Annotated in this window: 13 protein-coding genes and 5 pseudogenes; 12 read left to right on the plus strand and 6 right to left on the minus strand. The window is 36.8% G+C overall.

All coding sequences use genetic code 11. From position 1 onward, the window contains the following. Window positions 1–14 precede the first annotated feature (14 nt). From CHV_RS03640 to CHV_RS03685, 10 genes are all read left to right on the plus strand, one after another. Window positions 15–1,439, plus strand: coding sequence for a bifunctional UDP-3-O-[3-hydroxymyristoyl] N-acetylglucosamine deacetylase/3-hydroxyacyl-ACP dehydratase (locus tag CHV_RS03640; protein ID WP_034577439.1), 1,425 nt, complete (start codon window positions 15–17; stop codon window positions 1,437–1,439). Then, a complete protein-coding gene (gene lpxA / locus CHV_RS03645) occupies window positions 1,426–2,202 on the plus strand; it encodes an acyl-ACP--UDP-N-acetylglucosamine O-acyltransferase (protein ID WP_034577440.1) in 777 nt (258 codons plus the stop codon). The genes CHV_RS03640 and lpxA overlap by 14 nt, the downstream gene beginning before the upstream one ends. Window positions 2,203–2,443: 241 nt before the next feature. Then, window positions 2,444–4,189: an ABC transporter substrate-binding protein gene (locus tag CHV_RS04960; protein WP_051602223.1), complete on the plus strand. Its 1,746-nt coding sequence runs from the start codon at window positions 2,444–2,446 to the stop codon at window positions 4,187–4,189. Between the two features lie 148 nt (window positions 4,190–4,337). Then, a complete protein-coding gene (locus CHV_RS03655) occupies window positions 4,338–5,279 on the plus strand; it encodes an ABC transporter permease (RefSeq protein WP_034577441.1) in 942 nt (313 codons plus the stop codon). A 7-nt stretch (window positions 5,280–5,286) separates the two neighbouring features. Continuing rightward, complete coding sequence (locus CHV_RS03660; protein WP_034577442.1) at window positions 5,287–6,147, plus strand: ABC transporter permease; 861 nt, start codon at window positions 5,287–5,289, stop codon at window positions 6,145–6,147. Window positions 6,148–6,149: 2 nt separating this feature from the next. Beyond that, entirely contained in the window at window positions 6,150–7,142 is a 993-nt protein-coding gene (locus tag CHV_RS03665) for an ABC transporter ATP-binding protein (protein WP_034577443.1), read from the plus strand. 4 nt (window positions 7,143–7,146) lie between these two features. Continuing rightward, entirely contained in the window at window positions 7,147–8,133 is a 987-nt protein-coding gene (locus CHV_RS03670) for an ABC transporter ATP-binding protein (protein ID WP_034577444.1), read from the plus strand. Window positions 8,134–8,177: 44 nt separating this feature from the next. Beyond that, window positions 8,178–9,578 (plus strand): aspartate--tRNA(Asn) ligase, encoded by a 1,401-nt coding sequence (gene aspS / locus CHV_RS03675; protein ID WP_051602224.1) that lies wholly within the window; start codon window positions 8,178–8,180, stop codon window positions 9,576–9,578. A gap of 81 nt (window positions 9,579–9,659) precedes the next feature. Continuing rightward, window positions 9,660–12,248, plus strand: coding sequence for a DNA gyrase subunit A (gene gyrA / locus CHV_RS03680; RefSeq protein ID WP_034577448.1), 2,589 nt, complete (start codon window positions 9,660–9,662; stop codon window positions 12,246–12,248). Between the two features lie 7 nt (window positions 12,249–12,255). After that, window positions 12,256–13,686: a cryptochrome/photolyase family protein gene (locus CHV_RS03685; RefSeq protein ID WP_034577450.1), complete on the plus strand. Its 1,431-nt coding sequence runs from the start codon at window positions 12,256–12,258 to the stop codon at window positions 13,684–13,686. A gap of 360 nt (window positions 13,687–14,046) precedes the next feature. Here the strand turns inward: CHV_RS03685 and CHV_RS05370 are convergent. Then, window positions 14,047–14,706, minus strand: a pseudogene (locus tag CHV_RS05370) (IS5-like element ISCca5 family transposase); the annotation flags it as partial. 104 nt (window positions 14,707–14,810) lie between these two features. On the opposite strand from CHV_RS05370, the pseudogene CHV_RS05375 reads away from it, so the two are divergent. Beyond that, window positions 14,811–15,690, plus strand: a pseudogene (locus CHV_RS05375) (IS982-like element ISCca4 family transposase). Between the two features lie 18 nt (window positions 15,691–15,708). On the opposite strand, the pseudogene CHV_RS05380 reads toward CHV_RS05375, so the two are convergent. The 5 genes and pseudogenes from CHV_RS05380 to CHV_RS05640 all read right to left on the minus strand — a co-directional run. Further along, window positions 15,709–16,462: pseudogene (locus tag CHV_RS05380) on the minus strand (IS5-like element ISCca5 family transposase); the annotation flags it as partial. 793 nt (window positions 16,463–17,255) lie between these two features. After that, window positions 17,256–18,926, minus strand: a complete 1,671-nt coding sequence (locus tag CHV_RS03705) for an IS1634-like element ISCca6 family transposase (protein ID WP_034576500.1) — start codon at window positions 18,924–18,926, stop codon at window positions 17,256–17,258. A 90-nt stretch (window positions 18,927–19,016) separates the two neighbouring features. After that, window positions 19,017–19,412, minus strand: a pseudogene (locus CHV_RS03710) (transposase); the annotation flags it as partial. Between the two features lie 164 nt (window positions 19,413–19,576). Further along, window positions 19,577–19,957 (minus strand): annotated as a pseudogene (locus tag CHV_RS03715) (transposase); the annotation flags it as partial. Window positions 19,958–20,084: 127 nt separating this feature from the next. After that, a complete protein-coding gene (locus CHV_RS05640; protein WP_130721339.1) occupies window positions 20,085–20,276 on the minus strand; it encodes a hypothetical protein in 192 nt (63 codons plus the stop codon). A gap of 609 nt (window positions 20,277–20,885) precedes the next feature. Between CHV_RS05640 and CHV_RS03720 the strand changes: the two genes are divergently transcribed. Continuing rightward, complete coding sequence (locus CHV_RS03720) at window positions 20,886–21,644, plus strand: hypothetical protein (protein WP_130721338.1); 759 nt, start codon at window positions 20,886–20,888, stop codon at window positions 21,642–21,644.

Consider the following 21,644-nt stretch of genomic DNA (forward strand, 5'->3'; position numbering starts at 1 on the left):
TTAAAATATTTAGGATGCAACGGCTACAACAGACCATTCAACGTATCATTTCCTTTGAATCCATTGGCCTCCATACGGGTAAAAAAATTAAGGCTATATTAAAGCCTATGCCCATTGATACCGGTATACAATTTCAACGGATTGATCTGCCCAATCAACCTATTATAGAAGCCTGCGTAGCCCATGTAGTGGCAACAGAAAGAGGTACCATGCTTGAAAAAAATCAGGTGCAAGTGGCTACAGTAGAACATTGGTTAGCAGCGTTAGCAGGATTGCAAGTGGATAATATTTGTATGCAACTAGATGGGCCAGAAGTACCAGATCTAGATGGTAGTGCGTTAGGGTTTGTAACCCTTTTATTAGAAGCAGGGCTGTTGCGACAAGAAGCATCACAAAAGTTTTTTACCATCAAGGAAAAATTTGTCTATGATGACCCTGATACAGGTAGCCATTATGCGCTGTATCCCGATACAGATTATAGCTTGCATGCAACCATTGCCTACAATAGATGGCCCGTCGGACATCAATATGCCAGTTTGTCCACTTTAGCCCATTTTAAAGAAGAAATAGCCCCTGCCCGCACTTTTATCTATTTGGATGAAATCGTTGCCTTGTATCAGAAAGGATTGCTACAGGGAGGAGATCCTACCAAGGCCGTCATTTTCTCTGATCATACTGATCCTACAGAACAGTTGCAGCAGGTCACCCACTTATCGGATAAAAAAGTTGAAAACTTAGTAACCCCTAGTCCTTCCAGTCTATCTGCCCTACGCTATATCAATGAACCAGCGCGTCATAAATTATTAGACCTTATAGGGGATGTCGCCTTATTAGGTAGCCCTTTGCAAGGGAAACTGGTTGCCCATCAGCCAGGCCATGGCGCCAATATACGTTTTGTGGCTGCTTTGAAAAATCACTTCTTGAGACAATCCGTCAAAGCCCCCCCCATTTGTGACTTACAGGCTACGCCCCGGTTGAATGTAGAACAAATTAGTAAGATACTACCCCATCGTTATCCTTTTCAATTGGTAGATAAAATTATTGAATTAGGTGAGGACTACGTGATTGGGATTAAAAATGTAACCATTAATGAGCCCTTTTTTCAAGGCCATTTTCCTGGTACACCTATTATGCCTGGTGTCCTTCAGGTAGAAGCATTGGCCCAAACCAGTGGTATATTGGCCTTGCATAAAGTACCAGATCCGGGCAGATATTTAACCTATTTTCTTACCATTGATGGCTGTAAATTTCGTCGTATGGTGGTGCCTGGAGATACCCTAGTATTACATTGTCTATTGCTGACCGCTATAAAATTTAGTACTACGCAAAAACAGTCTGTAGGAGTTGCAAAGGTAAAAGGACGGATTTTTGTAGGTGAAAATTTGGCGTGCGAGGCAGTTTTATTGGCTCAAATGGTCAAACAACATGAAGCAATCTGATATCCATCCCGGTGCTACACTGGGCAAGTCGGTAACCATAGGCAATTTTGTAACGATTCAGGAAGATGTAGTCGTAGGAGATGGTACCTATATAGGACCTCATGTGACCATTATGTCTGGAAGTCGTATAGGGAAAAATTGCCAAATTTTTCCAGGTGCAGTGATTGGTGCCGTGGCGCAGGATCGCAAGTCAACCACCTTAAAAACCTATGTAGAAGTGGGGAATCATACCGTTATACGTGAATTTGTCACCCTTAATAGAGGCACTTTGGGTGATACGATTATAGGTGCGCATGTATTACTCATGGCGTATGTCCATGTGGCCCATGATTGTATCGTTGGAGATCATGTAACCGTTACCAATGGTGCACAGTTGGCAGGCCATGTCCAACTCCATCACCATGCCGTAATAGGTGGTATGGCAGCCGTTCATCAGTTTATGCGGGTAGGGGCCTATAGCATGGTCGCTTCTAAAAGTATTGTCCGTAAGGATGTCCCACCTTTTATTAAAGTAGGACGAGAACCTTTATGCTATTGTGGCATCAATCTGATCGCATTACAACGGAATGGTTTTACCAAAGAACAATCCGATACGATAGATCATATCTACCGTTTGATCTATCATAGTCAATTGTTGTTGCCGTTGGCATTAGAAGCGGTAGCCAACCAAGTGATCCATTCTAAGGAAAAAGAGATGGTGCTCTCTTTTATACGCAATAGCCCCAAAGGCATTGTAAAAAAGACCAATAGATCTGTAATATGAGTCGAAACAGGAGCTTACGTTCCAAAAAATCTGATAATCTTCTGTTTATAAAGTATAAGCTAAAAAATGGTTCATCGGTTGTTTATTATTGTAAAATAAGTTAAATTGCATAGCATATTATGAATATATTTCTTATGCTTTACAAACTGAAATTTTACTGCCAACGTTTTCGATATCGTTTCGTCATTAGCCATTGGCGTACCAACTTTAAAGCCTAAAACTACAAACATTATACAAAATTATGATTAGTAAACGAACAATATTATTATTGATGGCTGTATGGGTATTTGGTACCATCTACTATCAAGACTATAAAAAAAGGAAGCAGTTGCTTGCTACCCCTACTTTAAACAATATATCAGTCAGTGCCATTAATGGTACTGATCCGGTAAGAATTCATGATTGGAGTTCTTCTGAGGTGGTTGGTAAGCTATATGAAGGGTTATATACCTATCATTGTTTCAAAAGACCGTTTGAGTTGGTGCCCAATCTTGCTGAAGCCATGCCTACCGTTTCTTCAGATGGCTTGATCTATACCTTTAAAATTAAGCAAGGTGTCCTATTTCAAGACGATATATGTTTCCCAAATGGAAAAGGTAGAGAACTCAAAGCAGCTGATTTTGTTTTTAGTTTTAAAAGAATAGTAGATCCTAAAAATACAGTCCCTTATCTTGGTCTGATAGATGGCAAAATCAAAGGATTAGATGGATGGAAGCAAGACTCAAATTATGCGCAAGAGGTAGAAGGGTTAAAAGCATTGGATGATTATACCTTACAGATTACCCTGACCGAACCTTGGGTGCTTTTTTTGAATTTTTTAGCTATGCCGGCTGCTTTTGTCGTTCCTAAAGAGGCAGTGGTGCACTATGGTCCTGAATTTTTAAACCATCCAGTGGGTACAGGTCCTTTTATGCTAGAGGGTGGGTTTAATCCACAAGTTAAGCAATTGACCTTTGTCAAGAATCCTACTTTTAGGGAAGTATTGTTTCCTACTGAAGGAGATGCTTTGTATAGGCCTATGATAGAGGCTTATGCGGGTAAAAGGTTGCCCTTAGTAGATAAAGTCGTCACCGATATTATTGTTGAAGAGCAGCCACGTTGGTTAAAAATGAGAAATGGGGAAATTGATATCCAGCAGGTTAACGGTGCGGGCTTTATATTGGGTCTTACCGGATCAAAAGGTGAGCTCTTACCAGAGTGGAGCAAAAAAAACCTGGTCTTGGATCAAGTTCCCGGTGCTAGAACTGAGTTATTTGTCTATAATCATAATCATGAAATCTTTAAAAATCTTTATGTAAGGCAGGCTATGTCTATGGCTTTTGATAGAGCCACTTATAACCAAAAATTTTACAAAGGTACTGCCCAGGTAGCACAATCTCTAGTGCCACCTATATTAATGGATGATGTCAATGGCTTGGTGGATCCATATGGCTATAATCTTGAGCGTGCCAAGGAATATTTAACTAAAGCAGGCTTCCCAGGTGGCAAAGGATTCCCAGTTGTTACATTGGACACCCGTTCAGAAACAAGTTATAAGGATAAGGCAGAATTTTTTGCCCAATGTATGGCCCATATTGGCATACAAGTTCAGGTTGTAACCAATATTTGGACAGAATTATATAATAAGTTTACTAAAGGGGCCACTATGATGCATACATTCACTTGGTCTGCTGATTACCCTGATCCTTGTACTTTTTTTGATCTCCTTATGAATAAGCAATTAGCTGGTTTGCAATATGAAAACACTACATTTAATGGGTTGTTTCATAACGCTATGAAAACTGTTAACCAAGCAGAAAGAAAGCGCTTATATATAGAGTTGAATAAAATGGTAGCAGCGGAAGTACCTATGATTTGTGCTGTCCATCCTTCTCTTCAAACGTTGCATTACAACTGGGTTAACAATGTGCCCTGTAATGACTTTTCTGCATCTCTAGATGCATATAGGGCAGTAGATATGGCTCAAAAGGTTAAAGCTACCAAGTAGTAATCTTACCTAAATCTAGGTATAGCCTATCTTCGGGTATACAATAGCGCTTCAGTTTTATATATTTATTTTTAATGCTGTATTTATGTAGTTTAGGTAGATAGAAGCGATTATTTACCCGAGGTGTAAATAATCGCTTCTTATTTTTATGATGTCTCTTTTTGTATATCTCTTAAGAAGGTTGCTCTATGCGCTTTCGGTTATCGTAGGTGTTACTTTTTTAGTCTTTGTGATCTTTAACATGCTTGTAGAAGATCCTACGCTTATCTTATTGGGTAAATATGCTACACCGAAAGCTATGGCTGCACTCAGCCATCAATTAGGCTTAGACAGGCCTTGGTATCTTCAGTATTGGGACGTGTTGCAATCTGCTTTCACCTTTAATTTTGGTTGCTCCTGGGCTACTAAGCAGCCTATTTTAAAAACATTTCAACAAGGTGGACTGGTCTCTTTAACCGTTACATTACCTGCTTTTTTGATAGGAAATGGTTTATTGATATATGTTTCCCTTTGGATGACCCAATATAAAGGAACCATTTGGGACCGCTTTCTAGTTATCGGTTGCATGATCATGAGTAGCATTTCTATATTGGTCTATATTCTAGTTGGCCAGGTCTTTTTTTCGTCTAAGTTAAGGCTTTTTCCAATAATGGGTTATAAAAATGGTTTTTGCGCCTGTGTGCCCTATATCATTTTGCCAACCATTATTCTGGTATTGCTTCATTTTTGTTATAACTATCGGTTTTATAGAACCATTATGTTAGATGAAGTTTATCAAGACTATGTACGTACCGCACGGGCAAAAGGATTGTCAGAAGAAGTTGTTTTATTTAAACATGTTTTTAAAAATCTCATGGTGCCTATTCTGACAACCTTGGTAAAAGATTTTCCATCCTTACTATTTGGATCTGTAGTGATAGAGAATTTTTTTGGCATACCAGGACTAGGTAATCTCGTAATAGATGCGGTAAGCCTTTGTGATTTCCCAACCATTAAAGCCGTTACTATAATCGCTGCAGTGCTCAGTATTTTCTGCAACATAGTAGGGGATGTTCTGTATACTTTAGTAGATCCGCGTATAAAATTATAGCATAGGTATGTATAAACGTAATCTGCTCTATCAATTTGGTTGTAGTGCCAAGGCTTTAATAAGTAAAAAATTAAACCTTTTTTGTTTTGTAACCTTATTGGCCTACCTGCTCGTGGCGGTATCTACTAAATTAGGATGGCTGGGTGCTGATTGGCATACAGAAGTGGGGGACGCTTATCAACCACCTAGTGGGCTCCATTATTTTGGTACAGATGTCTTGGGTAGAAGTGTCTTAGCTAAGATTGTACATGGTACAGAAGTAGCTATGAGTGTTGGATGTGTAGTAGCATTAGGTGCTATTTTACTTGGCGCTGCTTTTGGTATAGTAGCTGGTTATTTTGGTGGTATAGTAGATACATCTATAGTTTGGCTCTATACAGTTGTAACAGCTATTCCTACTATAATCTTATTGATGGTGGTTGCCTTAGTGCTGGGAAAGGGTATGCAGACAATTTGTATTGCACTGGTTGTAACAGAATGGACCGAAACTTGTCGCTTGATGCGCGGTGAAGTAATGCGCCATAAATCTAGAGAATACATCCAAGCAGCTTCAGCAATTGGCGCTAGTACTGCTCGTAAAATTTTTGTACATCTATTGCCCAATCTATTACCCTTGATGATTTATCAGTTTTCTTTGGTTTTTCAAACTGCTATAAAGCATGAGGTGGTCCTTTCTTACTTAGGTATTGGCATTCAAAACAAGCCTAGTTGGGGCATTATGATTAATGATGCCAAAACAGGGTTATTAAGAGGTATTTGGTGGGAGCTCTTTTTTGCCACAATTGCCATGTTTTTACTGGTATTTGTCTTTAACATCTTGGCTGATACATTGCGGGATCTATTAGATCCAAAATTAAAAGGTCGGTAACCATGAAGGAACAAGTTCTTGAAGTTAAAAGTTTAGTCACGCAGTATTACACCAGTAATAAGACGACAACAGTGGTCAATAATGTTTCCTTTGGTCTTTGTGCAGGTCGTTCATTAGCCATTGTTGGAGAATCTGGCTCTGGTAAATCGGCTATGGCCCTTTCACTTATGCGGCTTATTGTTCCCCCTGCTGGTACCATTACTGCAGAAGGTATTTTCCTAGAAGGAAAGGATATTTTACAACTTTCGCTCAAGGAGATGGAAGCAATACGTGGCAATCGTATTGCAATGATCTTTCAAGAGCCTATGACGGCACTCAACCCGGTTTTTACCATTGGTGAACAGATTATGGAAACGATTCAGTTGCATCAACAGGTTACACCAAAAGAGGCAAAAATAGGTTCTATAGCCTTATTAACCCTTGTGGGCATACCTGCTCCCCATCAGCGCATGTTAGACTATCCACATCAGCTATCAGGTGGCATGCGTCAACGGGTGATGATTGCGATTGCATTGGCTTGTAACCCCGCCGTATTAATTGCAGATGAACCGACTACTGCTTTAGATGTAACGACCCAGGCTCAGATTATGGATCTCATACAAAGACTGCAAGTAGAAAAAAATATGGGCATTATATTGATTACCCATGACCTTGGCATAGTAGCTGAAACATGTGATGAGGTGGTAGTCATGTATGGTGGTAGCATTGTAGAAAAAAGCCCTGTAAAAACTATTTTTAATGCGTCATTACATCCTTATACACAGGCGTTATTGGATGCCATTCCTCCTTTGTCTGATGGTAGTCGTCCCCAAAGATTACGTACGATTGGTGGAGTAGTGCCCCCTTTATCTGATCTGCCTATAGGTTGTGCTTTTCAAGACCGTTGTCCTTATGTAAAAGACCTATGTAGGGCTAGTAAACCACTGCTTCAAGAAGTCAGTTCTGGCCATTCTGTAGCCTGTTTTTATCCTTTACAAGCTATTCCTAAAGATTAAAGGTATGGAACATAAAGAAATTTTATTAGAAGTGCATCGTCTTTGTAAGACCTTTCCCGTACCGCATCGTCTTTTGGGCCATACCATTGCTAAAGTATCTGCCCTCCATAATGTAAGTTTTACCCTATATAAAGGGGAAACACTAGGGTTAGTAGGAGAATCCGGTTGTGGCAAGACCACACTGGGTAGAACCATTTTGCGGTTGTTTGAGCCTACCAGTGGGCGTATTATTTTTGATGGAATAGATATTACCCATTGTAGTGCGTGCCAGATGCGCACCATGCGGAAAAAAATGCAAATTATTTTTCAAGATCCTTATGCTGCTTTAAATCCTAGGATGGCTATTCAGCAAATCCTAGAGGAACCCATACAGATTCACCATATCGCTAATGGGAAAGTAGCATCTGCCAAGCGCATCTATCAACTATTGGATTATGTACAGTTGCCTAGCACTGTTCTGTACAAATATCCACATGAACTTTCTGGAGGACAACGCCAACGCATTTGCATAGCAAGGGCATTAGCCGTTGAACCTACCTTTATTGTTTGTGATGAAGCTATTGCCGCATTAGATGTTTCTGTGCAAGCTCAGATTATTAATCTTTTAATGGATTTGCAAAAAGAACTAGGGTTAACCTATCTTTTTATTTCACATGACTTAAGGGTTGTAGAATTTATAGCTGATCAGGTTGCCGTAATGTATTTAGGTAAGATTGTAGAAGCTGCCCCAGCAGCAGAAATTTATAAAAGCCCTACACATCCCTATACGAAAGCACTTTTTTCTGCTATACCTACTATGGATCCATCCAAGAGCAGGGAACGAATTATTTTGCAAGGAGACATTCCTAGCCCAAGGAACCTGCCTACCGGTTGCTGTTTTCATCCACGTTGTTGGAAGGCTGTAGAAAAATGTAGCTATATCCAGCCAGAATTGGCTAAAATAGGAGGGGAAAATCATCAGGTAGCTTGTCATTTTCCAGAGATAGATTAGCTATTCAATCTATTTTATAGTTTAAAATCGGACCACCAAAATATATGTATCAACTGTCAGCGCTAAAAAATCTTTCCATTTTAAATCATCAAGAAGTAGTGAGGGTGAGAGGAAGAGTCTTTTCTAAAAAAGATTGTGGCCGTATATTATTTTTGATTCTACGAGATGGTATCGATACCTTGCAGGCCGTTCTATTAAAAAATAAAGAAGGCACTGATGGTCAGCTATCTATAGAAGACTATAATCTATTGCGTAAAATTGAAAATGAATCTTTTATTGAGCTAATCGGTCCAATTAATTGTACAGAGCAGCCTGTATCGGCTTGTTCCCAACAATCGATTGAGTTGAATATAATTGGTTATACCATACTCAGTAAATCTGTATTAGACTTGCCCATTACACTCAAAGAAGCAGCGCTTAAGGAAGATCAAAAAAGCGAAAGTCAAGAATTTTCCTCTATTCAGTATGTAAAGCGATTAAACAATCGCGTATTAGATTTGCGTACCGATTTGGCACAAGCTATTTTTCGAATCAATGACGGCATGCTTTTTTACATACAGTCCTATTTACGAAACCATGGGTTTATAGAGATTAAAACACCTAAGTTAATAGGCGGGGCTTCTGAGGGAGGGGCAGATGTATTTAAGGTAGATTATTTTGGTAAACCTGCTTGTCTGGCACAAAGTCCCCAGTTGTATAAGCAAATGGCGGTTATAGGTGATTTCAAACGGGTATTTGAAGTAGGTCCTGTTTTTCGTGCTGAAAACTCAGATACCAATAGACATCTTACAGAGTTTATAGGGGTTGATCTTGAGATGGTTATCGATCAAAGCTATATCGAAGTAGTCCATTTCGTATATCAGCTATTGGTGGATCTCTTTGATACATTAAGCAAAAAATATGATCGAGAAATGGCCATTATACGATCTTGTTTTGATCTGCCCCCACTAATTTTTCCATCAGAATTGGTCGTTATACCTTTCCCAGATGCCGTTGCCTTACTAAAGTCCTATGGAAAAGCAAAAGGGGATTTTGATGATTTATCTACTGAGGATGAAAAGCAGTTGGGTATTATTGTAAAAGAAAAGTATCATACAGATTTGTATGTAATTACCCGTTATCCATCTAGAGTCCGCCCCTTTTATACCATGGTTGACCCAAATGATGGCCGATATACCCATGCCTATGATTTTATGTTACGAGGTGTAGAAATCCTTTCCGGTGCACAACGGATACATGATTACGTTAGCTTATCTGAGCGGGTTGTGCAGCTCGGCATAGAGCCCACTACCATAGATCATTATTTAAATGCATTTAAATATGGTGCGCCGCCTCATGCGGGGGTCGGCATGGGGCTAGAACGAATGTTAAAATGTTTTTTAGGGTTACCAGATGTACGTTACAGCAGCTTATTTCCCCGTGATCCTAAGCGGTTGTATCCTTAAACAGCTTATCTGTTATGATATGATAAACCATAGCTGCTGTATCTCTATTTTTAACTATTTATAAACTTTAATTCTCTATTTATGGAGCCAACACCAGCCGATCGTATTATCCCAATCAATATAGAGGACGAAATGCGGGATGCCTACATAGACTATTCTATGTCTGTCATTGTTGCTAGAGCACTTCCGGATGTGCGCGATGGCTTAAAACCTGTCCATAGACGGGTATTGTATGGTATGTATGAGCTTGGCCTCAGTCAAACCAAAGCTTACAAGAAGTCTGCAAGAATTGTGGGGGAGGTATTGGGTAAATACCATCCACATGGAGATGTACCAGTTTATGAAACCTTAGCCCGTATGGCCCAAAGCTGGGCACTCCGTTATCCGCTCATAGAAGGGCAAGGGAACTTTGGATCAATCGACGGAGATGCCCCTGCTGCTATGCGTTATACCGAAGCCCGTTTGGTACGCATTGCGGAGGAGCTTATTAAAGAAATAAATAAAAAAACTGTTGATTTTCAGCTTAACTTTGATGCCTCTTTAGAAGAACCCGTTGTATTGCCTGCTAAACTACCCAATTTGCTTTTAAATGGCGCTTCTGGTATTGCAGTGGGTATGGCCACCAATATGGCTCCCCATAATCTATCGGAGACATTAACTGCTATTGTCGCTTATATTGAGGATCACGATATAACCATTCCTGCGCTAATGGAATATATGATTGCCCCTGACTTTCCTACTGGAGGCATAATTTATGGCTACAGTGGGGTACGTGAAGCCTTTGAGACAGGGAGGGGGCGTATCCTATTGCGTGGGAAAGCTACAGTGGAAGTGTCTGCTAATGGCAAAGAGCAAATCATTGTAACCGAGATACCCTATCAGGTTAATAAAGCGGTTATGATAGAAAGGACTGCACAGCTGGTTAATGAAAAAAAAATAGAAGGGATTGCCGATATTCGAGATGAATCCGACAAAGAAGGTATGCGTATTGTTTATGACCTTAAACGAGACGCAATAGCCCATGTTGTACTCAATAACCTCTACAAACAAACCCAGCTACAAAGCTCTTTCAGTGTAAACAATGTGGCCTTGGTAGGGGCTAGGCCTAAAATTTTAAACCTCAAAGCACTTATTGTTCATTTTGTGGACCATAGACATGAAGTATTGGTACGCAAAACTACCTTTGATCTGGAACATGCAAAGAAAAAAATACATCTATTAGAGGGTTATCTTATTGCTTTGGATCATTTAGATAAAGTTATTGCATTGATTCGTAGTTCAAAAGATGCAGAGATTGCCAAATCCGCATTGATGGAAGCTTTTCCTTTGAGTGCGCTACAAGTAAAAGCCATTCTAGAGATGCGTTTGCAGCGGCTTACAGGTTTAGAACGGGCTAAAATCATAGAAGAATACCATCAAGTACAGAAACTGATCGACCATTTATTGGCTGTATTGGCTGATAAACCCCTTCGTATGCAGTTGATTAAAGAGGAGTTGATCGAACTAAAAGAGCGTTATGGTGATGCGCGTAGGACTATAGTCGAATATGAAGCAGATGCCTTTACCATGGAAGATATGATTCCAGATACCGAAATGGTCATTATGATTTCCAACCAAGGTTACATTAAACGCACACCACTGGTTGACTACCGTCTACAAGGTCGAGGTGGTGTAGGTGCTAAAGGCATCACTACTAAAAAAGATGACTGTACCGCCCATCTATTTATCGCTACTACACACCAATATTTGCTGATATTTACTGAATTTGGTAAAATCTATTGGGTTAAAGTATATACCATACCAGAGACAAAAAAAGCCACACAAGGCAAAGCCATACAAAACTTAATCAATATAACTCCTGGAGATCAGGTCCGTAGTATTATTCAAGTTAGGGATTTGAAAGATCAGACCTATGTGGATCAGCATTATGTTGTTATGTCTACTAGACAAGGAATTATTAAAAAAACACCCCTTCGTGCCTATGCTACCCCACGTGCCAATGGCATTCATGCCATTGTAATTCGAGCAGGCGATTCCCTATTAGATGTACAGCTGACCAATGGTGCCCATCATATTGTATTGGCATTGGCCTCTGGTAGGGCTACACAATTTAATGAACAAGATGTACGTCCTATGGGACGGGTAGCTTCCGGCATAAGGGGCATCACCTTGGCCCATGAACAAGATCGTGTAATTGGCATGGCCTGTTTTCCGACATCAGATTGGGACGTCTTGGTAGTTTCTGAAAATGGGTATGGCAAACGTTCCTCCCTCTTAGATTATCGTATTACCAAAAGAGGAGGTAAAGGTGTAAAAACCATGCAAATTACTGAAAAAACCGGAAAATTAGTGGCCATTCATGCTGTAAAAAACCAGGATGAATTAATGATTATGAACCAAGCTGGTTTGGCCATTCGGATACAAGTAAGTACCTTACCCCTTATAGGCAGAGCGACACAGGGTGTTCGGTTGATTCGATTGGGACAAGAGGATAAAGTGGTTTCTGTAGCTAGAATAGATATGTTAGACGAGGTAGATGGGCCAGATCATAAAGTGCGATCCGGTGTAGTGGAAATGGGTATAGCTGAACCATTGGGTGGCCAAGTTATAGAAGAAGATCTAGTCTTACGAGAAGAAATTGAAGGTTTAGATGATCCAATAGAAGGTTAAAGTTTTTATGGCTCAAGTTGCTATTGTTTGGCTGCGGCGTAATCTGCGTTTACAGGATAATAAGCCTTTTGCAGCCGCATTGCGCCATTTCGATAAGGTTTTACCCATTTTTATTTTTGATACAACTATTCTAAAGCAGTTTCCCAATCCTTATGATAGGAGGCTTTCTTTTTTAGCCCATACCCTTTGTTTACTCCATGATACATTAAAAATGCTACAGGGTGCGCTTTCTGTCTTTCATGGCACACCTTTAGAAATTATCCCCAAACTGGTTAACCATTTAAAGGTTGAAGCCATTTATGCCGATGAAGATTATGAACCAGCCAATATAGAACGGGATAGAGCCATTCAAAAGGTATTGGCACCCCATTGCAAATTACATCTATATTGTGACCACCTGCTTATAAAGCCTGGTATAATCTTAACCCAGTCTAACCAGCCTTATAAGGTATATACGCCTTATATGAAGGCATTTAGGGCCTATGTAGTCCATCAGGGGGTGTTGGCACAGAATAGGCTGCTAATAGAATATAAATATGCCTTAGAAGGGAGGTTATTTACCTCTTCATTGCCAGATGGTAACTCTATTGACTTAAATTTAGGAGTGGAAGCAGTGTTAAAACAGATTGGGTATATATATAAAAAAGATGGCCTATGGGATCCCAAAAATGCTTGTAATCGATTAGATGGTTTTCTTATAAACCAGATAGACCATTATAAAGCAAATCGAGACCTTTTAGACCTAAATGGTACCAGTAGATGCGGACCCTATTTAAGATTCGGGCTGATATCTATTCGCTCCTGTTACCGCAAGGCATTTGCGTTGGCCTCAAATGTAGGCGTTACCACTTGGATAAATGAATTAATTTGGCGTGAATTTTATGCAAATATTTTATACCATTTCCCAAATATTATCTATGAAGCGTTTCAAGAAAAGTACCGCAATACCATACCTTGGAATAGCAAGCAAGAAGATTATGATCGATTTGTATGTGGGCAAACCGGTTATCCGATTGTAGATGCAGCCATTCAACAGCTATTGTGCGAGGGATGGATGCATAATAGAGCAAGAATGATCGTAGCCAGCTTTTTTAGTAAAAATCTGCTTTTAGACTGGTCTAAAGGTGAAAGTTTTTTTGCACAGCACCTTATGGATTATGAGCTTGCTTCCAATGTGGGGGGGTGGCAATGGTCGAGCGCTTGTGGGGTAGATGCGCCCCCTTACTTTAGAGTTTTTAATCCTTATCTACAAGGCAAAAAATTTGATCCGGATGGTCAGTATGTCAAAAAATACTTACCAAGTCTACAAAAAGTACCTGGACACATCATTCATACCGTAGATTTTCATACCCTCCATATAGATTACCCCAAACCGATGGTTGACTATAGATTATCTAGAATACGTGCCATAGAAACTTTAAAAAAAATAGGGCCGTAGTGGCCCGAAAAAATGTAGTGGACTAAAAAAATCAGACAACTTGGGAATCTTTCTAAAAGATTGTGTAAAATGTTTTTTTATAGCTATATTAACTAGCTAAATATAGTACAGTTATGCAATTGAAAAAGAAAGACCCAGTAGCTTACACACTTAGATAGACAGAGCGAATCTGATTATTGATATAAAAAATTATCTAGTCTGAAACTTACGTTTCATACATTTAGCTCTGTAAAAAGTGTCCCTCATTTTTTTAGTACTGTTGTCCTCTGTTGCGTAAAGAAGAATAGTTCCATACTTATTTTTTGTATATATATTAGCACCATTATTTAGTCGGCCCTGAAATATTATTTTTGAATAAATTTATTGAATGGATCTTTTTTTACAATATTTATGGTTTAGCAGGCGCTCTATTTTTCCTACCCAAGATATAGGTATAACTGGTTTTGGATTAAGAATTTTAATTATATAGGTTTTAATTTATGTGATTGTGAGTGTGTTAAGAATAACTTTCTTGTAATCAGTCGTAGGTTATGAGCAATAGCACATAAAATAACGTTAAGTTTATCTCCTAGAATACCTTTCAAATAGTTAACAGATAATTTACCATCGGATTTCATATGACCAATATGCGGTTCAATAGAAGATCTTCTTTTTATAGCTTTTTTTAGTAGCAGGCGTTATTCCCCTTTTAGAACCACTTATAAATATATTACATTCACTAACAGGTATATTATTACCCCGGTAGGCTTTATCTACAAAAGCATACTTTACTTTGGTACCAGATAATTGCTCGGCTTGTAATAAACTCTTCTGCAAAGTATGGCCATCGTAAGCATTAGGATGTATTGCTTCTGTTGAAACAATTAAACCTTTTTTATGCGTTACTGTAAATTGTACCTTGCAACCAAACTCATAAGGATGTTTAGACTTACCTTTACTTACACAGTAGACGGATGGTTCATGGATGCTATAAATTTTATCTTTACTTTTTTTTGATTGGTTTATAAGTTTTTTACTTATAACGTCAGTTTTGGATTAGAAATTAAGAAAAGAGTATAAAAAGCTCCTTTGTGTTTTAAATTTGTGGGATTGAAAAATAATCATAAAAACCAAAGGAGCCGGATATGAATGTATCAAAATTAGTTGAAATATATTACGCTGTTGATGAATTTCTTATAAAATTTATGCCTTATATGGAATCACATTTGTTACCTACTTCAGATAGAAAAACCTACTAGAACATGTTCACTGACTTTGAGCGAAATAATGACAATATTAATTGCTTTTCATGTAATTGGCTTTAGAAATTTTAAGTTGTATTTATATTCATTTACAACAATTTCATTCTAATGACTTTTGCAAGTTAGTAAGCTATAGTAGATTTATATCCCTAGTTCAAAGAACAGTAGTTCCTATTTTACTTTTTTTTCTCAAAGTCTTTCTAAAACGAGAACAGGCTGTTATTTTATGGATTCAACCGCTATAAAGGTTTGTAATATAAAAAGAGCTTATGCTCATAAAGTATTTAAGACAATTGCTAGTAAAGGTAAAACTACTACTGGATGGTTTTACGGAATCAAATTAAACTTGATTGTCAATGATTTAGGAGAAATTATGAATTTTTCTCTTACTACAGGTAAGTCCAATGATAGATGGCCAGTAGAAAACTTATGTAAAAATTTGATCGGAAAAGTATTTGCTGATAAAGGCTACTTGAGTAAAGAATTATTTGAAAAACTTATGGGAAAAGGCATAGAACTGATTACTCAAATCAGAAAAAATATGAAAAATGCTTTCATGCCTATCTGGGATAAGCTAATGCTTCGAAAGAGATCTATCATTGAAACCATTATCGATCAGCTTAAAAATATTAGTCAGATAGAACACTCCAGGCATAGAAGTATACCTAATTTTATTGTCAATTTAATAGCTGGTATTACAGCTTATTCACTAAAAGAGAAAAAACCGGCTATAGCTAATATATATACAACTGGTTTACAATAAGTCTAATCCGAAACTGACGTTTATAGATAGTAGATTGGTAAATTGATTCCGTATTAGATCATCAGAGGATTGTATAGAACGTTCTACATCTCTGACTACTCTACCAAGATAGGTTTTTAATGTTTTAATGCCTTTAGATAAACGTTTATACTGTTTAGCATGAGCATAGCAATCAACTTTACGTTTGATAGATAGACCTAAACGCTGATAAGTTTGACGCAGTTTAATACCTGTTTTCTTGGCTATACTGACCAATTTTTCTCTGGATTTATTAAGCAAAGAAGAGTCAGTTGGGTAACGGATATTTTTCTCCATTACAGTAGTATCAGCTATAACTTTTTCAAGTTCTTTTCGGGTCAGTACTTTTTTTTTAGTCGCTAAGTCTATAGTCATAGATAAAATACTTATTGAGACCTTCTTGACCTAATCTATGGCGCCAACGGGTCAATGAACTGGGGTTACAAGGCATCTTAAACTGAAAATAATCATATCCACAAAAGTATTGCCAATAAGGGTTTTCTACCCATCTAACCACTACTTGTTCATCAGAAATATTATACATATGACTGATAATGAGAAGACCTATAATTAAACGAATAGGCAAAGGAGGTTGACCAGGTCCATAGCTAAAACCGCGGTCTAAATCTGATGCTAAGGAGTGAAAAGGAATCGAATCAGATAACTGGAATAATGGATGTTTCGGGTTGAGAAAACTAGATAAGCGTTGCTCAAACAAACGCTCAAGGCTATTATTTATTTTCTTAGATTTCATCCTTATTTTGCAAGCTTTTTATACAAAACAACCTAAAAACTGGTTATTAACCATATATAAATTTAACCATTTATTTGCTGATTAACAAATAATTATATGGTATTTCAGGGCCGACTATTTATTGTCTTACTTTGGGAGAAAAACCCCGCACTTGCAGTGCGTCGTTTCAACATATTTGGCAATTAAAGGTTCAATTTTATAAAAAGTAATCTGTTTGTAAAAAATTCTAGTACTTTTACAGATCAACTGATCAAGGATTATGTTGATAGACATGGATAAATAGAAGATCAACTTGGAGATTTTCAAGTCGAAAACTAGCTGTGGCTAAGGCATTCATGCCGTAATCTTAAGCCCTGTATTTGCAATGCAGGGTGAGTTAACTAATAATTCCGCTATTTCTGTATTATCGCGCCCAATTTTCGAACGATTTTGCCTAGTATCCTTACTATCTAAAATTTAAGACAAAGAAAATATCTATACAAAATTAATAATAGACGCGAGAGAGGTTCTTAACCTACTTTATTTGCCCTTTTCTGAGCGCATACCAAATACAAACAAGCGATTATTAAAGAGTTTATGCACAATAATATACTTCTAACTCACATTCCGCACCAGATAAAAATATTCTTCGCATGAAAAATGTTGAGTTCATTTATTTTCTTTTTTTTGTAATTTTTGGAATGTTTTATTGTATTTGGTTAAGCTGTATAATGACTTAACAACTGTATTTATTGATTGTAAACCAATATTTTTATCTTTTTTTCCAAAAAGGACAGACTTCTCCCCTAAAAAACTACACATTTGTTTTTAATCCATAAATAGCCATGGCTTTTGGTCCAAAATAGCTTATAATCTGTTTAGTTACCTTCTTTAAGTTAATTACATACTTTTTTATATACCCTTTAAATTTCAGGTGCAGTTCATGAATACCATAAAATAGACGAGATACCCATATCATAGTTGGCTTTTGTGTTGGTTTCTTGAGTTGATTAGGAACAGTAGCATTATGCTGTACCAAAGATTGATGTAACCAAAGCTCACTAAAGCTGTAGACCATTAGACATAGCGTCATAACCATCATTAAGGCTTGTATACGACTTGCTTTTTTTAGAAAAACAGAAGATACCTCAAATGCATTTCCTTTAATAAACCTAAATCCTTGTTCTGTTTTGTACTGATCTTTATACTCTAGTAATATGTCATGATCTGTTAAAACTTTGTTATCCAGTTCATTGGTAGCTAAAATAAATCTTCCCTGTTGGGCTTTTAATAGATCTATTTTGGATCTATTGGGTACCATTTCAATAGACAAATTATAGCCTATGATGGTAGGTTGAGCACCTTGCTTAGGCCTGCCTTGGCCATTATATTTAGTAATTTCTTTCACTTGAGTGATGAGCAATTCATGATATTTAATCGATTTACTGATAAAAGTAAGTGCTTTTTCTCCATCAGGTTTACATGAAAATAATTGATTTTCAAATTTATCAATAACTTTACGCATACTATCGTATTCATTATCAATCTTACGCTCCAATGTAGCTACTTCTTTATTATAAGATTGTTCTGAGTATACTAATAACCAGCGTTGGTCTACACCCTTGTATACTTGTCTAAAGGAGCTAATTTTGTATCCGTTCTCCAATATTTGCCACGTGATATCTTTGTCACTTTTTTGTAGATAGACTTTAGATTGGTTAATACTACCAGGAACCCTTGAAAGCCAATGGATAGCTGGATTTTCTATAACACACTTTTCATACATAGCACTATCTGATACAAATAAAAAAGCAGGAGCTGCTTTGAGTTGTTTACAAAATGCGCTCATCCGTTTAGCTGATTGTTGTAAAATAATTTTATCAGAAGCGTTCCCTTTGTGGGCTTCCATCCAAATAGGAAAAGATTTTGCCCCTGTAGTAGCTATATTAAGCACCATTTGTTTTAAATCTGGCCTTCCATCTTTGGAATAACCATGGCTAATTTTAAATTCATTAGTTTGATTATCACTTTTTGAATCTAATGTTGGATGGTCATATTCTCCAAAAACAGTTAAGGTAGTTGTATCTAAACGGGCGGTTTTACCCAATAAGTTAAATGCTGTACCAATCTCAAAAGCTACTTCTGAAAAAAGATTAGTGGGACCATAATCTGAAATAGCATCTAAACATCGACCTAAAGCATGGTCATTAAACATATCTGATCTAACATCAGGTCGAAATAACTTATCAACTGGTTTATTGGATAAGAATTCGGGGAACATATAAAGACGATCGTCCATAAAGCCTAAGCCATTTAGTATCATTGCAGATACACGCTCACCCATAGTTAGCTTAGCTCCTTTTTCTTGGGAGACTGGAAGACGTGCATCTATTTTTGACATCAAGCCAATTTTATCTATTACACTGGAAATGATACCTAAATGATCTAGTACTAAGCTCCCTACAATTTGATCTTCTTGTAACATTACTAAATACTCCTAAAATAAACAAAAGAAGTTTAAACCTAATATCTTACAAAATTTTAATCTAATCTAAAATACAATACTGGTGCGGAATGTGAGTTTACCTTTAGTAGCTATTGATTTAAATACTTTGTTAGAACAAGCCCTTTGTACCTTACAAACTTTAATGGCTGTTGAATCCATAAAATAACAACCTGTTATTGTCTTAGAAAGACTATGCGTAAAGAAATACATAGGAACTAACGTTCTTTTTACTAGTGATATGAATCTATTATAGCTCACTAATGTTCTAAACTCACTTGAGTGAAATTGCTCTAAATGAAGATAATACAACTTAAAATTTCTAAAACCTATTAGATGAAAAGCAATTAGTATAGTCATTATTTCGCTTAAGTTAAGAGAACAAGTTCTAGTGGGTTTTCTTGTGGGCTCTGTTAACAGCTTTTTCTCCATATAAGGCATAAATTTTATTAAAAACTCATCTACCATATAATATATTTCTACTAATTTGAGACCGTTGTTATAGATAGTTATTATAATTTTTGATAAGGTTGTAGTTGTATTTTTTGTAGTTTTTATGGTTAAGGATGCATAAATTTCATTATTTATTGATTTTCAAGTTAATATTTGTATATTTTAGATATACCATCCCCCTAAAAACCCTTTAAAATGATATTTGGAGCTCTATATAAATTATAGGCTATAGATTCCATAACATGTTGCTTATGGGTTTTATCAAGGCCTATATACCTAGCTCCTGAACTACGGAACCACCTCTTAATACTTCCAAATACTCTTTCTACTTTATAGCGCGTCTTAGATACAAATTTATTAAAACGTTTAGCAGCAGGTGATAAGGGATGATTTCTATTACCTTTCTTTTGAATAGCTGATTTTAATTTCTTGTTTTTTAGTAAAGTTTCGTTGGGCAAACCGCTATAGCCTTTATCTCCATAGAGCCTGCTTCCTGCTTTTAGAGATACTTTATCCAATAATATAGGTAAATGGGCACCATCATGACTAGATGCTTTTGTAGGGTTCTGTCGCATTTGTCGCATCTGTTAAGATTTAGGTTAAAAACTTTATTTTTCACCCTAAATTATTTTCTGAAAAATATTACTTTTTATACTGAAAATCAATTATATAGATTTCCATTAAAAATTAATATAAAAAATATATTTTGAAAATCTTTTGACATATTTTACAAACGCGACAGAACCCTAAATCTGATGCTAAGGAGTGAAAAGGAATCGAATCAGATAACTGGAATAATGGATGTTTCGGGTTGAGAAAACTAGATAAGCGTTGCTCAAACAAACGCTCAAGGCTATTATTTATTTTCTTAGATTTCATCCTTATTTTGCAAGCTTTTTATACAAAACAACCTAAAAACTGGTTATTAACCATATATAAAATTAACCATTTATTTGCTGATTAACAAATAATTATATGGTATTTCAGGGCCGACTAAATTAGTGTTTTGTTTAAAACAAACGTAACAAATCCGATTTATATATATGCAAAAAGTTATTAAGTATCCTACTTCTATGCCTAAAGTTATTGAAACGATATAGATCAGATTCTGAGTTAATGTCAACTCAGGATTAGATTATTAAAAACAGTTCTGTAGCGTCTATATTTGAATTTTAAAAGCACTAAAAGGAAAAACACCTTACCACTCCTTACTGGGACTAAACAGTCTTTTTACTCTTGGAAAGATAGGAACACGTTAAACACATAATGAATTGAAAAAATCCTTTGAAAAGTTTATATTTACGATCTGTTGCTAGCCCTGTTGTAAAATGCACATAGCATTTCCCCTGAACAAGTCATAATTCGCATACAACGTAGCAACTAAATACAAGATTAGGTTGTATACCTAAAAAATATATCTATTTGTATCACACTTAGTGATACATTAGATTTATAGATCAACCCAAATTACCTATATCATTTATGGCTATGCAGCATAATACACTTTTATATCACTTTTTTTTTGATCCACTTGCACACGGTATAGCCTGCATGATGGTAGCTTATCTAGTAGCACCTGCTCAATTTATAAAAGTAGTCCACCAAGAAACGGGCGAATCTTATGCCTCTATTATTAATAGATGTATACATAGTAGAAACATCAAATTGTTTTTTTCAGGTGCCCATATTTATGCATTTCGACAGGTTATAGCCGCTTTATCCTTTGGACTTTCGCAATGGCTCTTCCTTTGCTCTATTAATTATTATCCAATAACCTATTTTACCTTATTGGTTAGCTGGGAATGTTTCTTAGCGGGAATAGTTGAAACAATTGTCACCGTATACAGCGAAACAAAAGAAATTGCTGCCAATAAAGGTCCTTTCATGAAGCGAAAAGAAAGGATTATGGATATTTTTACCCCTGTTCTTTTAAGAAATATACTAAGTGCTTCCCCATGCATATTAGCTTATGCATTTACAAAAGATATAAACGGAATAGGAATCAATATAATGGTTAATACTTTATTGGGTATAGCTGCGTCTGCCTTAACAATGCCTTTTGATCTAATCGCCACACAAAATTGTGGTGCCGAGGTGCGTATGACTTGGATAGGTCGCTTAAAACATAACATTACAGTAGAAAAGAAATTTTTTGCCATCTTTAATGGATTAACCATGCGGATTTTACAAATCGTTCCCTATTCTATTGCCCACGGCCTTGTAATGATTTTCTTGGGCAAATTTTAG

Source organism: Cardinium endosymbiont cBtQ1 of Bemisia tabaci (assembly GCF_000689375.1).
GTDB lineage: Bacteria > Bacteroidota > Bacteroidia > Cytophagales > Amoebophilaceae > Cardinium.

What these genes read in the sequence shown, in the direction of transcription:
- CHV_RS03640 (WP_034577439.1), top strand. Translation starts at nt 15, where the DNA reads ATGCAACGGCTACAACAGACCATTCAACGTATCATTTCCTTTGAATCC.
- lpxA (WP_034577440.1), top strand. Translation starts at nt 1,426, where the DNA reads ATGAAGCAATCTGATATCCATCCCGGTGCTACACTGGGCAAGTCGGTA.
- CHV_RS04960 (WP_051602223.1), top strand. Translation starts at nt 2,444, where the DNA reads ATGATTAGTAAACGAACAATATTATTATTGATGGCTGTATGGGTATTT.
- CHV_RS03655 (WP_034577441.1), top strand. Translation starts at nt 4,338, where the DNA reads ATGATGTCTCTTTTTGTATATCTCTTAAGAAGGTTGCTCTATGCGCTT.
- CHV_RS03660 (WP_034577442.1), top strand. Translation starts at nt 5,287, where the DNA reads ATGTATAAACGTAATCTGCTCTATCAATTTGGTTGTAGTGCCAAGGCT.
- CHV_RS03665 (WP_034577443.1), top strand. Translation starts at nt 6,150, where the DNA reads ATGAAGGAACAAGTTCTTGAAGTTAAAAGTTTAGTCACGCAGTATTAC.
- CHV_RS03670 (WP_034577444.1), top strand. Translation starts at nt 7,147, where the DNA reads ATGGAACATAAAGAAATTTTATTAGAAGTGCATCGTCTTTGTAAGACC.
- aspS (WP_051602224.1), top strand. Translation starts at nt 8,178, where the DNA reads ATGTATCAACTGTCAGCGCTAAAAAATCTTTCCATTTTAAATCATCAA.
- gyrA (WP_034577448.1), top strand. Translation starts at nt 9,660, where the DNA reads ATGGAGCCAACACCAGCCGATCGTATTATCCCAATCAATATAGAGGAC.
- CHV_RS03685 (WP_034577450.1), top strand. Translation starts at nt 12,256, where the DNA reads ATGGCTCAAGTTGCTATTGTTTGGCTGCGGCGTAATCTGCGTTTACAG.
- CHV_RS03705 (WP_034576500.1), bottom strand. Translation starts at nt 18,926, where the DNA reads ATGTTACAAGAAGATCAAATTGTAGGGAGCTTAGTACTAGATCATTTA.
- CHV_RS05640 (WP_130721339.1), bottom strand. Translation starts at nt 20,276, where the DNA reads ATGAAATCTAAGAAAATAAATAATAGCCTTGAGCGTTTGTTTGAGCAA.
- CHV_RS03720 (WP_130721338.1), top strand. Translation starts at nt 20,886, where the DNA reads ATGCAGCATAATACACTTTTATATCACTTTTTTTTTGATCCACTTGCA.